Origin of the sequence: Gordonia sp. AC31 (assembly GCF_031844505.1) — a bacterium.
GTDB classification, from domain to species: domain Bacteria; phylum Actinomycetota; class Actinomycetes; order Mycobacteriales; family Mycobacteriaceae; genus Gordonia; species Gordonia hongkongensis.
The window spans coordinates 184,531-196,979 of the sequence record NZ_JAUZVK010000007.1; the positions used below are offsets into that span (position 1 = coordinate 184,531).

Annotated in this window: 14 protein-coding genes; 9 read left to right on the plus strand and 5 right to left on the minus strand. The window is 66.3% G+C overall.

The window, feature by feature from the left end; genetic code table 11:
- Positions 1–44: 44 nt before the first annotated feature.
- The 3 genes from Q9R39_RS11070 (at position 45) to Q9R39_RS11080 (ending at position 2,252) form a co-directional block, all read left to right on the plus strand.
- Entirely contained in the window at positions 45–428 is a 384-nt protein-coding gene (locus Q9R39_RS11070) for a hypothetical protein (protein ID WP_311277490.1), read from the plus strand.
- A gap of 349 nt (positions 429–777) precedes the next feature.
- Positions 778–1,371 (plus strand): hypothetical protein, encoded by a 594-nt coding sequence (locus Q9R39_RS11075; protein WP_311277491.1) that lies wholly within the window; start codon positions 778–780, stop codon positions 1,369–1,371.
- A gap of 134 nt (positions 1,372–1,505) precedes the next feature.
- Positions 1,506–2,252 carry a hypothetical protein gene (locus tag Q9R39_RS11080; protein WP_311277492.1) on the plus strand — a complete coding sequence of 249 codons (747 nt, stop codon included), beginning with the start codon at positions 1,506–1,508 and terminating at the stop codon, positions 2,250–2,252.
- A gap of 188 nt (positions 2,253–2,440) precedes the next feature.
- Here the strand turns inward: Q9R39_RS11080 and Q9R39_RS11085 are convergent, their stop codons facing one another.
- Positions 2,441–4,276: an acyl-CoA dehydrogenase gene (locus Q9R39_RS11085; RefSeq protein WP_311277493.1), complete on the minus strand. Its 1,836-nt coding sequence runs from the start codon at positions 4,274–4,276 to the stop codon at positions 2,441–2,443.
- Between the two features lie 252 nt (positions 4,277–4,528).
- Between Q9R39_RS11085 and Q9R39_RS11090 the strand changes: the two genes are divergently transcribed.
- The gene (locus Q9R39_RS11090; protein WP_311277495.1) at positions 4,529–5,092 is read left to right on the plus strand and encodes a hypothetical protein; all 564 of its coding nucleotides are present in this window, start codon (positions 4,529–4,531) and stop codon (positions 5,090–5,092) included.
- 8 nt (positions 5,093–5,100) lie between these two features.
- Here Q9R39_RS11090 and Q9R39_RS11095 read toward each other — a convergent pair whose 3' ends face one another.
- Both Q9R39_RS11095 and Q9R39_RS11100 read right to left on the minus strand, forming a co-directional pair.
- On the minus strand, positions 5,101–5,871 hold the full coding sequence (locus Q9R39_RS11095) for a deoxyribonuclease IV (RefSeq protein ID WP_068971224.1): 771 nt from the start codon (positions 5,869–5,871) through the stop codon (positions 5,101–5,103).
- A 115-nt stretch (positions 5,872–5,986) separates the two neighbouring features.
- On the minus strand, positions 5,987–6,202 hold the full coding sequence (locus tag Q9R39_RS11100) for a hypothetical protein (protein ID WP_058252309.1): 216 nt from the start codon (positions 6,200–6,202) through the stop codon (positions 5,987–5,989).
- A 236-nt stretch (positions 6,203–6,438) separates the two neighbouring features.
- Here Q9R39_RS11100 and Q9R39_RS11105 point away from each other — a divergent pair, with 236 nt between their 5' ends.
- The 4 genes from Q9R39_RS11105 (at position 6,439) to Q9R39_RS11120 (ending at position 9,617) form a co-directional block, all read left to right on the plus strand.
- On the plus strand, positions 6,439–7,728 hold the full coding sequence (locus tag Q9R39_RS11105) for a phosphatase PAP2 family protein (protein ID WP_396275657.1): 1,290 nt from the start codon (positions 6,439–6,441) through the stop codon (positions 7,726–7,728).
- Between the two features lie 17 nt (positions 7,729–7,745).
- On the plus strand, positions 7,746–8,201 hold the full coding sequence (locus Q9R39_RS11110) for a hypothetical protein (RefSeq protein ID WP_058252209.1): 456 nt from the start codon (positions 7,746–7,748) through the stop codon (positions 8,199–8,201).
- A gap of 103 nt (positions 8,202–8,304) precedes the next feature.
- Positions 8,305–8,952 (plus strand): DUF305 domain-containing protein, encoded by a 648-nt coding sequence (locus Q9R39_RS11115; protein ID WP_311277496.1) that lies wholly within the window; start codon positions 8,305–8,307, stop codon positions 8,950–8,952.
- Between the two features lie 155 nt (positions 8,953–9,107).
- Positions 9,108–9,617 (plus strand): nitroreductase/quinone reductase family protein, encoded by a 510-nt coding sequence (locus tag Q9R39_RS11120; RefSeq protein WP_311277497.1) that lies wholly within the window; start codon positions 9,108–9,110, stop codon positions 9,615–9,617.
- A gap of 44 nt (positions 9,618–9,661) precedes the next feature.
- Here Q9R39_RS11120 and Q9R39_RS11125 read toward each other — a convergent pair whose 3' ends face one another.
- Positions 9,662–10,732 carry a DUF4185 domain-containing protein gene (locus Q9R39_RS11125; protein ID WP_311277498.1) on the minus strand — a complete coding sequence of 357 codons (1,071 nt, stop codon included), beginning with the start codon at positions 10,730–10,732 and terminating at the stop codon, positions 9,662–9,664.
- Between the two features lie 80 nt (positions 10,733–10,812).
- Positions 10,813–11,691, minus strand: a complete 879-nt coding sequence (locus Q9R39_RS11130) for a thioesterase family protein (protein ID WP_259937397.1) — start codon at positions 11,689–11,691, stop codon at positions 10,813–10,815.
- A gap of 107 nt (positions 11,692–11,798) precedes the next feature.
- Here Q9R39_RS11130 and Q9R39_RS11135 point away from each other — a divergent pair, with 107 nt between their 5' ends.
- Positions 11,799–12,386 carry an HdeD family acid-resistance protein gene (locus Q9R39_RS11135; protein WP_165629465.1) on the plus strand — a complete coding sequence of 196 codons (588 nt, stop codon included), beginning with the start codon at positions 11,799–11,801 and terminating at the stop codon, positions 12,384–12,386.
- Positions 12,387–12,449 lie beyond the last annotated feature (63 nt).

Below are 12,449 nucleotides of genomic sequence, written 5' to 3' on the forward strand. Positions count from 1 at the left end.
GGGAGCTCTTCGCGTTGTTGCGAGTATCCGGAGCGGCTGGACCGGTGGCGATGCACGCAGACCTTGGCCGCGGGCGGATCGGCTGCTCGTTGAAAACCGCAGCCCCGCGGTCAGGGCGAACGCAGACCAAGATCAACTGGCTGGTCCGTCAACTTTCCGGCGCGCCCGACGATCTGCGGATCACGGCGCATCACGCGGGAAGTCGGGTCGAGTCGACCGCGGCGCTGCTGAAGGACATTCGCGCAGACGCGACCTCTGTCATGCCTACCGACGGCCGCGACATCCGCGAGTTCACGGTGACCATGGAGTCGTCCATGGGGTCGAAACGGTCTGGCAGCGAGGGTGGATTCGTGACGGCCATGGTTCTCCTGACCACCACCTTCTATGCGGATGTGGTTGAGCGGGTGCGGTCGGGAAGGGATGCCTGAGCCGCAGACGAATTAACGACGCCTGGGCCGCCATCCGGTCACCGCGCCCCACTGACGAACCTCAGCTCGACTGATGGACCTCGATCGAAGTCCATCATTCGAGCTGAGGTTCGTCGGTGACTCGATACGCCGATGCCCCATCGGGCACGGATCGACAGGTGGATACGAAAGTCCGTGATCGGGGGATTCGGGATAGTGTTCGCGCGTGACCAATTCGCCATATCAGTCGGGGGACCCGCGAGTCGGACCACAACCCCCACCCGGGCACTATCCTCCGCACCCGGGCTTCTATCCGTCGAACCGGTCGTACGCGGCGCCGCCTCCCTACGGCGGTCCGATGCCGGGAGGCATGTACTCACCAGGCCCGCCGTTCCCGCCGCCGCAGCGGAAGAAGAAGCGCACCTGGTTGTGGGTTTCGCTCGGTGTTGTCGGTCTTGTGGTTTTCGCGGTCGGGGCCTTCGGGTTGAACCGGTTCATGGAGTCACTACCGTCCAGCCCCAGGCTGTTCGACAGCGATGACGTCGCCGTCGGTGAGTGCATCCAGCTGTCACCCAGCGACGGGTACCTCAGCGCGGAGCGAGTGCCCTGTGCAACGAAAGACTTCCACTTCGTGGTGGCGGACAAGGTGGTCAACGAATCGAACTGCGGACCGGAGTACTCGTTGTTCTGGTTTGTGAACGCACGGCCGGGTACAACGGAGGTCCTCTGCGTGGCGCAGGTATATCAACAGGCCCGGTGCTACTACGAGCCGAGCGCGGTCGGTGGGAATGCACTCGGTGAGATTCGAGAGATCGACTGTGGCAGGCCGGTGTTGAAGCCTGGTGCAACCAACTTCCGCGTCGACACGAAGATCTCGCGGGAACCCACCTGTGAGCCTGCCCAAGGGCAGTACTACGTGCCGAAACCGACTCCCACCGGTTACTGCATCACTCTCCTCGACTGAACGGTCCGCTCACCCGTACTGCCGCCCGACCGGCGAACCTCACCTCGACTGATGGACTTCGATCGAAGTCCATCAGTCGAGTCGAGGTTCATCGGTGCCCTGGACGTGGCGGCAGGTGGCGGTAGTCTTCGCGCGTGACCAACTCGCCATATCAGCCGGGGGACCCGCGATTCGGGCCACAACCGCAACCCGGGCAGTACCCGCCGAACGGCGGGTACCCGCCACCGAACCAGCCCTGCGGCGCACCGCCGCCGAACCAGGTGCCCTACGGCGGTCGGCCCCAGTACCCGGGCCCGATGCCGGGCGGGATGTACCCGCCCGGGCCGCCGTTCCCGCCGCCACCGAAGAAGAAGCGCACCGGTCTGTGGGTCGCGCTGGGAATCGTCGGGGTGCTGCTCTTGATCGTGATCGCCGGTGGCGTGGCGCGGGTGCTGGTGTCGTCGGCGCAGGGAGGTGGGGTCACCGACACCAGTGACGTCGACGCCGGCGAGTGCATCGTCGTGACGGCGGAGCCGGAGACCCTCAAGGCCGACGAGGTGTCCTGCGGCGACACCGACTTCCACTACGTCGTCGCGGAGAAGTCCATCACGCAAGGGCTCTGCGGTCCCAACTACTCGCGCTACTGGGTCGCGGGCGAGGAGGGCGCGCTCTGTCTGGCGCCGGTGTACCAGGAGGGTCGTTGTTACTACATCCCGTCCGCGACCGGTGGTACCGCGCTCGCCGACATTCGTGAGATCGACTGTGGGTCGCCGGTTTCCGGCGGAACGAACATCCGCGTGGACACCAAGGCCGCGGGGGAGCCCGAATGTCCCGACTCGGACGGGACCTACTTCGCGGAGAAACCGCGCCCGGTCGGTTACTGCTTCAGCGTGATCGAGTGACGATGCCGCACCGCGGGGTCTGAGCCGCGATGTGCGCCGACTCGACGCAAAGAAGAACTCCCACCGGCGGATTCGCCGGTGGGAGTTCTCGGTTTGGTCGGGCTCAGAAGGGTCGGGCTCAGAAGGCCACTTCGTCGAGTTCCATGATGTCCCTCGGCGGGCGGCCTTCCGTCTGACTCTGATTTGTCTCAGAAGGCCGCTTCGTCGAGCTCCATGATGTCATTGTCGATGTTCTCGACGGTGACGCGAACCGAGGTGAGTAGCGGGAGCATGTTCTTCGCGAAGAAGCTCGCCACGGCGACCTTTCCCTCGTAGAAGGACTTGTCGGCGTCGGAGGCCCCGTTGTCGAGAGCGGCGAGGGCGACCTCGGCCTGGCGGAGGAGCAGCCAGCCGATGAGCAGGTCGCCGACGGCCATCAGGAAGCGGACCGAACCGAGTCCGACCTTGTACAGCTCGGCCGAGTTCTCCTGTGCCGCCATCAGATCGTTGGTCAGCGAGGCAGCCATCGCCTGCACGTCGTCGAGCGCCGTCTTCAGCAGTGCCCGCTCGGTCTTCAGCCGGCCGTTGCCCGCCTCGGAGTCGATGAAGCTCTGGATCTGCCCGGCGACGTGCGCGAGAGCCTGGCCCTTGTCGCGGATGATCTTGCGGAAGAAGAAGTCCTGGGCCTGGATCGCCGTGGTCCCCTCGTACAGCGAGTCGATCTTCGAGTCACGGATGTACTGCTCGATCGGGTAGTCCTGGAGGAATCCCGACCCGCCGAGCGTCTGCAGCGACTCGTGACCGAGGGTGCCGTAGGCGCGCTCGGAGCCGACGCCCTTGACGATCGGGAGCAGCAGATCGTTCACGCGGTGGGCCATGTCGGGATCGGCGCCGGACACGATCTTCGCGGCGGCGGTGTCCTGGTGCGACGCGGTGTAGAGGTAGATCGCGCGCAGACCTTCGGCGTAGGCCTTCTGGGTCATCAGCGAACGACGCACATCGGGGTGGTGGGTGATCGACACGCGCGGTGCGGCCTTGTCGGTCATCTGGGTCATGTCCGCACCCTGGATGCGCTCCTTGGCGTACTCGAGCGCGTTCAGGTAACCGGTCGACAGGGTCGAGATGGCCTTGGTGCCCACCATCATTCGCGCGTGCTCGATGACCTCGAACATCTGCGCGATGCCCTTGTGGACGTCGCCGACGAGCCAGCCCTTGGCGGGGGTGCCGTGCTGTCCGAAGGTGACCTCACAGGTGGCGGACGCCTTGATGCCCATCTTGTGCTCGACGTTGGTGACGAAGACGCCGTTGCGCTCGCCGAGTTCGCCGGTCTCGAAGTCGAAGTGGTACTTGGGTACGAAGAACAGCGACAGACCCTTGGTGCCCGGGCCGGCGCCTTCGGGGCGGGCGAGCACCAGGTGGAAGATGTTCTCGGTCATGTCCTGATCGGCCGAGGTGATGAATCGCTTCACACCGTCGATGTGCCAGGAACCGTCTTCCTGCTGCACGGCCTTGGTGCGTCCGGCGCCCACGTCGGAACCGGCGTCGGGCTCGGTCAGCACCATGGTGGCGCCCCAGCCGCGCTCGGAGCAGATGGCGGCCCACTTCTTCTGCTCGTCGGTGCCGTTGTTGTAGAAGATGTTCGCGAAGCCCGCGCCGGCGGCGTACATGAACACGGGCGGGTTGGCGCCGAGGATCATCTCGCCGATGGCCCAGTACAGCGAGCGCGGGGCCGGCAGGCCGCCGAGCTCCTCGGCGATGCCGATCTTGTCCCAGCCGCCCTCGACCAGGGCGTTGTACGACTTCTTGAACGACTCGGGGATCGTGACGGTGTGCTCGTCGGGGTCGAAGACCGGGGGATTGCGGTCGGCGTCGACGAAGGACTCGGCGATCGGGCCCTCGGCCAGCGCACGGACCTCGCGCAGCATGTCGACGGCTGTCTCGTGGTCGAGGTCCCCGAAGTCGCCGGACTCCAGTACCTTGTCGAGCTCGAACAGTTCGAAGAGATTGAACTGCAGGTCGCGCATGTTGCTCTTGTAATGGCCCATGGTTGTTCCTTGTCTGGTGTGGCCGTCTGCGATGGCGTCCTCGACCCGGTCCGATCGCTCACGGTTGTGCGCGTACCGGCCGGATGAGGGGCTGTTCGGTCCGAGCTATGTTACTCGTCGGTAACCCAAGAGTAGCCCCATATCCCCGCCGGATCAATCGGAAGATGTGTGATCTGCGCCGGTTGGTGCACCCGGAGCGCCGAGAAATCCGCAACGCCGGCGCAGGAACCGCGAGTACGTTCCAATGAACGAATGCGCAGACTGGTGATCGGACCCGCACGTCTCGGCGCGACAGGTTTCGTGAGCGTCGTGATCTCGATCGTCGCCCTGGCCGCCGGACTTCTGGCTGTCGCGCCGGCAGACGCCGCGGCGACGCCCTCGTGGGACGGCGTGTATTCGTTGAAGCGGTTCGCCGCCTCGAAGACGGGAACGAGCCTGGCGGCCCGGCAGGCGGAGCCGGACTTCTCCGACGACTACACCTTCAGGACATCGTGCGACGGCGGTACGTGCGTGGCGACGGTGATCGACGGGCCGAAACCCGCGAATCCGACGCTGCCGCAGCCGCCGCGTTACACCTGGGAGGCAGGATCCTGGGTGCATCGCTATGACTGGGAATGGGACTGCTGGCAGGGCGCGGGTGTGCCGAAGGTGTGGCGCCCGGCGACGTCGATCGCGACCTACACCCCGCAGGGCGACGGCACGCTGAAGGGCGTGTGGCGGACCACGATCGACGGCGGGCCCTGCGACGGGACGGTCGTCATGAACGTCGCCGCATACCCGGTGACTCCGCCGGCGCCCGCCTGGAATCTGTCGTGATCGACGTCTTATAGCGCCGAGCGCAGGTACTCGAGATCGTCGGGGATGCCGTCGCCGGGTGTCTCCAGGATGACCGGTGCGCCCGCCGCTTCGGCGACGGCGACGAGCACCTCGGGGTCGATGTGGCCCGACGCGAGGTTGGCGTGTCGGTCGCGGCCCGAGTCGAACTCGTCGCGAGAGTTGTTGAGGTGCACGAGATCGATCCGGCCGGTGATCTGACGGACGCGCTCGACGAGTCCGACGAGATCCTCGCCGCCGGCCCAGGCGTGGCAGGTGTCGAGGCAGAAGCCGGCCTGGTCGAAGTCGCCGACCGCCTCCCACAGACGGTCGATGGACTCGAGCGTGCGTGCCATCGCGTGGTCGCCGCCCGCGGTGTTCTCGATGAGGATCGGGACGCCGAAGCCGCCCTTGTCGGCCTGGCGGTCGAACAGCTTGCGCCAGTTGGCGAATCCCTCGGCGCTGTCCTCCCCGTCGCGCAGATGCCCGCCGTGGACGACGAGCCCGAAGGCGCCGAGTTCGGCGGCGGCCGCGGCCTGCTGCTCGACGGCCTTGCGCGACGGCATCCGCAGCCGGTTGTTCAGACTGGCGACGTTGATCTGGTAGCTCGAGTGCACGACGACGTCGATGTCGGACTCACGGAACTCCGCCGCGCGCGGGTTCGGCTGCGGCTTCTTCCAGCTCTGAGGGTCCGTGACGAACATCTGGAAGACATCGATCCCGAGCTCGGCGGCAGTGGCCAAGGGGTCGGCGTCCTCGCGAAGATGGGCTCCGATGCGCATGCGACAACGATAGTGGCCCGCCCTGACACGCGGACGCGCCCGTCGTCATGGATCACGGGGACACGCCGGGGCGGTCACCTGCTTCGTCCAACCGGCTCTCCGCGGCGACGGGAGATCAGTCGCCCAGACAGGGCTCGGTCTCGATGGTGATCGGGACTCCGGGTGCGATGAGGAGTCGACACGGTGCCGCGCTGTCGTGATAGAGGTTCAGCCACTCGTGACCGCGGGTTCCGTCGGCGTACACCGCGTCGAGGGTGCGGTTGAGACGGGCCTCCGCCTCCTTGTTGATGATGTAGCGCTGGTCGCCGTAGCGCAGGTAGCGATTGGGCACCGAGACCTCCTTCAGGGGATCGACGCCCTCCAGTGTGATCCACAACACCCTGATCGGCGAGGTGTCCGGCGAAAACCGCTGGCGGAGACCCCTCGCCCTGGGTCGCGGCGCCGGAAATGCTCAAATCCGACATGCCTGGCCGTCGGCTTGGCTCGCGAACAACAGATGGCCATTACACTGACGGCAGTTTAAGTGGGTGGTTGCCCTGCGGGGTGTGACGGGCGGGGTTGTGTCGGGTGAGTGTCGACGAGACGGTGGGCGTCCCGCAGCCGGGCAGACCCTCCAAGCGCGACGAGCGCGAGAGCGCCGAGACGACCACCTCCGACACCAAGGACTCCGTGGTGGTCACCGGTCGTGAGGACACCGACCGCGACGACACCGGGCGCGCGGGTGTGGAACCGATCCTCGACGACCTGGCCGCCGCCGCCGAGATGGAAGCCGATCCCGAGAGCCGTCGCGATCTGACGATGGTCCGGCGCATCGCGATCGGCGCCTGGATCGTGCTGATGGCGGTGCACGTCGCCCTCTACGGTCTGGCCTTCGACCGCACGCGCCTGATCATCCTGATGTGTCTGGGACTCGCGGCTGCCTGTATCGGCCGGCGCAAGTTCATCACGATCCTCATCGACTGGGCGCCGTTCGCGCTGATCCTGATCCTCTACGACTGGACCCGGGACGTCGCGCGCATCGTCGACATGCCCACCCACTGGCATCTGGCGATCGATTTCGATGCTTGGCTGACCGGCGGGGTCAATCCCACGGCATGGCTGCAGGAGCACCTCAAGCAGGCGAGTCCGCCCTGGTGGGAGGTCATCGTCAGCATCGTCTACATGTCGTACTTCATCATCCCGTACGCGGTCGCGGCCGTGTTGTGGCTGAAGGACCGCGCCGCCTGGCGACGCTACGCGGCGTGTTTCGTGGCGACGACCTTCCTCGCCCTGGTCGGTTACACCCTCGTCCCGGGCGCCCCGCCGTGGGCCGCCGCGCGATGCACCGCGGCCGAGGTCCAGGACTTCCCGCGTGACCCGATCTGCATGTACTCGCCCGAGGCCGAGGAGCCCGGCGGTCTGCTCGGGACGCTGGACAACGAGTATCCGGACGCCAACCCCTACGTCGAACGGATCTCGGCTCGCGGCTGGGGGTACCTCAACATCCATGCGGCGTCGAACCTCGTCGAGGTCGGGCAGGGCAAGTCCAACCTGGTGGCCGCGATCCCGTCGCTGCACGCGGGTCTGACGATGCTCCTCGCGCTCTTCATGTGGCCGCGGGTGAAGGCGCTCGGCAAGACACTGTTCATGGGCTACGCCCTCGCGATGGCGTTCGCCCTGGTGTACACCGCCGAGCACTACATCTTCGACATCGTGCTCGGGTGGCTGCTGGCCGCCGCGGTGGTCGCGACCTACCAGATCATCGATCGCAAGATCTTGATCCCACGACAACGACGCCGAGCCGCCGAGGATGCAGCGTCGGAGTCGGGAGACGATCGGCGTCCCGATGACGCCAGGGCGTCGACGACGGCATCCTGACCTCGTAACCTGGCACCGTGAGCCGCCGCCGCAGAACCGGTCGTGGCGCCGTCGTACGGCGCCGCGCACTCGTTCTCGTGCTCGCTCTCGCCGTGATGCTCATGCACACGGTGGTGTCGGGTCATGGCGGGCCTTCCGGTGGCGGCGCCGGGAGCGGAGCGAGCGGGCCGGAATTACACGGCGAGAGCGGGATGTCCCACCATGCGGAGCATTCGGCGCTCACGGCATCGTCGACGATGACGTCAGCCCCGAAGATGACCGGAACCGACGACTGCGGTGAGCACTCGCACGACTGCGTGTTCATCCGTGCGGCGGGCGTCGATCTTCCGGCCGTGGTTCTCGTTCTCCTGCTCTGGTCGCTTGCGGCGTTTCCGCGGATCGTCGACACCGCTCGCCGTCGGACGACGATCCTGGGTCGTCCGCCGCCGTGGGCCATGTACTCCCATCTGCAACTACAGGTGATCCGCTGCTGAGTTGACCTCCGCGGACCGCTCGGTCCGTCGTGTCGTCATCTCTCCTCCCTCTCGGCCGGCGTCGCGCCCGCCGGGAACTCCGACAGCAGCAAGGAATGCACTCATGTACGTACACAACACATCTCGGCGCCGTATCCGGACGGCGGCAGGGATCGGCCTGGCCGCGGCGGCACTCATCGCGGTCGCCGGTTGCTCACCCGACGAAACGGCGAGCGACGCCACCTCCGCCAACACCTCGGCATCGGTGGCGACGCAAGCTCCGGCGTCGGCCACTCACAACGAGGCCGACGTCGAGTTCACCTCGACGATGATCGGACACCATGACCAGGCCGTGGAGATGGCCGAACTCGTCGAGGGCCGGACGGACAATGCGGAGCTGATCGCCCTCGCGTCGACGATCGAGAAGGCCCAGGACGCCGAGATCGAGCAGATGGAGAACCGTCTGGAGAGTTGGGGAGTCAGTACCGACGGCCTCGACGACGGCCACGAGAACATGGGCCACGGTGGTCACTCCGCGATGCCGGGCATGCTCAGCCCAGACCAGATGACCGCCTTGCGGGACGCACGCGGTCCCGAGTTCGACCGGCTCTGGCTCGAGGGCATGATCCGGCACCACGAGGGCGCCATCGCGATGGCCGATGCGGTACTCGCCGACGGCGTCGACCCCGCGACGAAAACCCTTGCCCTAGAGGTCAAGCGGACCCAGCAGGCCGAGATCGACCAGATGAAGGGGATGCTCGGCCAGAGCTGAGCACCAACAGAAGGCGCCGGGGCGGTTGGGTCCGGAAACGGACGTCAACCGCCCCGACGTGTCGGCGGGTCACCTACCGACAGGCGGCAGAACGAGTTTTCGTAGCGATCTGAGTTAGGACCGTAACTGTCCTAACTCGACGACACACTCGGATCATGAGTGAAACCGAATCGACAGCAGGACAACCCGATCAGGCCATCATCACCGACTACGACGATCCGAACGCGCCGTGGAACCAGGCGTGGGATCAAGAGGGTGGCATCGCCAACTGGAACGATGATGTGATCAAGGAGTTTCGGGAGAGCGCGGGCAAGGTGGGCGGCGCTTACGCGGGCGCGGACCTCATCCTGCTCACCACCACCGGGGCCAAGAGCGGGAAGGCGCACACGGTTCCACTGGGGCCCTGTCACCGCGACGACATCATGTACGTGAGCTCGTTCATCGACGTCAAGTACCCGGCATGGTGGTACAACATCAGGGCGAATCCACAGGTCATGATCGAGTTCCGAAACAATACGCATCAGGGGACCGGCAAGGTGCTCGAAGGCGAGGACTACGACGAGTTCGCAGCCTGGGTGCTGGCCAACAACCCACTGCTGGCGGACTTCCAGTCCAAGGTCGACCGCCCCATCCCGCTGGTCGTGCTCACCATCGCCGCCAGTTGATCATCGGCAGCCTCGGGGCAACCGCCCCGAGGCAGTGGTCGAGATCAGCCGCGCCGCAGCGGCAGACGCATGAGGTACACCTGATAGCCGATGGAGACCGAGTAGGTGAAGTAGAGGGTGCTGCCCTTCGACCACGGGTGGATGTACGGCGCGTAACCCGTGTACGGGTCCACCGAGGGTGCGACGATCTCACCGGAAGTCCATGGGCCCCAGGGTTTGTCGGCGGTGCGCAGCGTCACGCCGACGTCCTGGCTCGCCAACGAGATGTACTTGCCCAGATAGTCGTTCCACTGGACCGACATCTCGCCCGTCGGGGCGCCCATCACCGGGGTGGCGGCGTCGGGGTTGTTCGAAACCCAACGGCCGTACGAGAAGTACTGCCACTTGCCGAGATTCTCGATGTCCTTCTCGTCGACGCGCGCGAGGTAGACACCGCCCCAACGGCCGTCGGGTGTGCCGTAGTAGTAGACGGTCTTGCCGACCTTCAGGAAGGCGCCCATCTGGAATTTCTTGTTGCCGCCGCCATTGGGGCGGAACGCACCGACCGAGCGCCAGTTCTCGCCGTTGTCGGTGGAGGAGACTAGGCCCGCCCAGTTGGTGGTCCAGATGCCGGGCGAATCCCACCGTTTGACCGACATCACGGTCATGTACTGCTTGCCGTTGGCGGCCACGCCGGCGGTCGGGATGATCGTGATCTCGCGGCGGACGTTCGGCTTGAGCAGGCGCTTGGCATGACCCGGCCGGCCGGCGTGCGAGGTGAACGTCATGCCGTCGGCCAGGTGGCGGTCCGTGCTGCGCAGCAGGACGTTGGACCGCCAGTAGTAGAGCTCGCCGTACAGGAGGGACCACCCGTTGAACGACTGGGTGTCACCGAACGCCGTGAGGATCTCACCTCGGCCGTTGTCCCACATGACACCGAGATCGGTACCCACGATGTTGAACCGTCCGATGGTGTCGTTCATCGCGAACGGCCCCGTCAATCGGTTGACGATGGTCGCCGGACCGTTGGCGTAGCGGGCGGCGTGGGCGGGTGAGGCGGCCAGGGTCGTAGTCAGGGCCAGAGCGAGCAAGGTGACGACAAGACCCAGGAAGAGCCGTGCGAGGCGCCGTGTCATGGCCGTGACCTTATCAAGACCTGAGAGATATGTGTGAGGTCCGCTACGGTGCCCGACCACCGCGAACAGTCGTGGCGAACTCAGGCTTCGCGATAGCGCTCCGAGGTGTCCACGGTGGTGAAGTCGATCTGCGCGGCGGCATTGTTCACCGCGGTCACGAGCGCGGTCCCGAACATGCCGTCGGCATCGTAGAGTCCGGCGTTGCTGACCGAGACGCCGTCGTCCTCGATGTGGACATCGGCCTCGACCCCGACCCGCTCACCCGACGGCAGACGGCTCAGGGCGACGGTCAGATCGCAGTTGATGAATCCGATGCCGGTGGTGCCCCAGTTCGACACCAGGCTCGCGGATTCGGCGCTGACGACCGCCCGCTGGAACGGGGTGAGCTTCTCGCCCGCCACGATGGGTGCGGCCCGCGACCACATCCGTTTGCGGTGCCCGTTCTGGTGATTGCCCATGTCGCGCTCCCATTCGCCGACGGTGTCGTCTGCGGCATCGGAGGCGAACCGGGGGGACAGGTCGTCGTCGGAGGCGGTCTCGGGTGGGTGGAAGGTGACCGCGTCCGCGGGGCGATGCCACCGCTGCCCGGGCGGGTTGGTCGAGGTGCGCAGGAACACCGTCGTGCCGCGCGCGACGAGCACCTCATCTGCGCCTTCGGGGTGTTGGACCACGTCGACGTCGACGACCCGGATTCGTCCGCCCGACCGGACGATTCGGACCCGTGTCGAGGTGACGATGTCGCGCGCGGCCTTGAAGAGGTCGATGGTGCACCGGGCGGGAACGAAGTCATCATCACCGAACTCGGTCTCGACCGCCCGCGCGGCGAGGCCGCACACCGCCGGACCGTTCAGGGTGCCGGGCGCCCACAGGCTGGCGGCGAAGGGTGTCGGCCGGTATCGGAGACCGGCGTCGGGCCGGCCGGTGTCGGAGATCGGCTCGAAGAACGCGATGTTGGTCATCGTTACTTGTTACCCCGCTGTTCATCTGCGTCGGCGATGCGGTCGGGTTTGTGCCGCTCCTGAGCGAATAGCGCGCCGGATCCTGCTGTGCCGGATAACCTCCCACCATGACTTTCGCCACGGTGTACACCAAGCACTTCCCCGACGAACTGGTCGGTGCTGTCCGCACGGCACTCATCATCACGTCGATCGTCGGCATCGTGATCGGGGTCGTCGCGATCCTGTGGCCGGGGCCGACCATCGTCGTCCTCGCCATCCTGTTCGCGATCTCGCTGATCATCGCCGGCATCTTCCGCATCTATCAGGCGTTCGCGGCGTCGTTCCTGAGCACCGGGGTCCGGGTGATGCTCGGCATCGTCGGCGCGATCGTGCTGCTGGCCGGCGTGATCGCGCTGTTCAGTCCCGGCGATGCCGTGTGGCTGCTGGCCGTGTTCATCGGCATCGGCTGGATCTTCCAGGGAGTCGCCGACCTGTACGCCGCGATCACCAAGTCCGGGCACGCACCCACCTGGTTCCTGATCCTCTCCGGCATCATCGCGATCATCGCGGGCATCGTGATGATGGTGTTGCCCGCGTTCTCGCTCGAGGTGCTGGCCTGGGTCGGCGGCATCATGCTCGTCGCGCTGTCGATCGCCACGCTGCTCACGCTGCCCAAGAAGGTCGAGCAGCCGGCCACCGGGGAGCCCGCAGTCTGACAGGTGGCCTCGACCCCTCCTGCCGGTTGAGCTTGTCGAAACCCCTCGCTGCGCTCGGTCGAC

What these genes read in the sequence shown, in the direction of transcription:
- Q9R39_RS11125 (WP_311277498.1), bottom strand. Translation starts at nt 10,732, where the DNA reads ATGACACGGCGCCTCGCACGGCTCTTCCTGGGTCTTGTCGTCACCTTG.
- Q9R39_RS11075 (WP_311277491.1), top strand. Translation starts at nt 778, where the DNA reads ATGTACTCACCAGGCCCGCCGTTCCCGCCGCCGCAGCGGAAGAAGAAG.
- Q9R39_RS11120 (WP_311277497.1), top strand. Translation starts at nt 9,108, where the DNA reads ATGAGTGAAACCGAATCGACAGCAGGACAACCCGATCAGGCCATCATC.
- Q9R39_RS11090 (WP_311277495.1), top strand. Translation starts at nt 4,529, where the DNA reads ATGCGCAGACTGGTGATCGGACCCGCACGTCTCGGCGCGACAGGTTTC.
- Q9R39_RS11085 (WP_311277493.1), bottom strand. Translation starts at nt 4,276, where the DNA reads ATGGGCCATTACAAGAGCAACATGCGCGACCTGCAGTTCAATCTCTTC.
- Q9R39_RS11135 (WP_165629465.1), top strand. Translation starts at nt 11,799, where the DNA reads ATGACTTTCGCCACGGTGTACACCAAGCACTTCCCCGACGAACTGGTC.
- Q9R39_RS11130 (WP_259937397.1), bottom strand. Translation starts at nt 11,691, where the DNA reads ATGACCAACATCGCGTTCTTCGAGCCGATCTCCGACACCGGCCGGCCC.
- Q9R39_RS11095 (WP_068971224.1), bottom strand. Translation starts at nt 5,871, where the DNA reads ATGCGCATCGGAGCCCATCTTCGCGAGGACGCCGACCCCTTGGCCACT.
- Q9R39_RS11115 (WP_311277496.1), top strand. Translation starts at nt 8,305, where the DNA reads ATGTACGTACACAACACATCTCGGCGCCGTATCCGGACGGCGGCAGGG.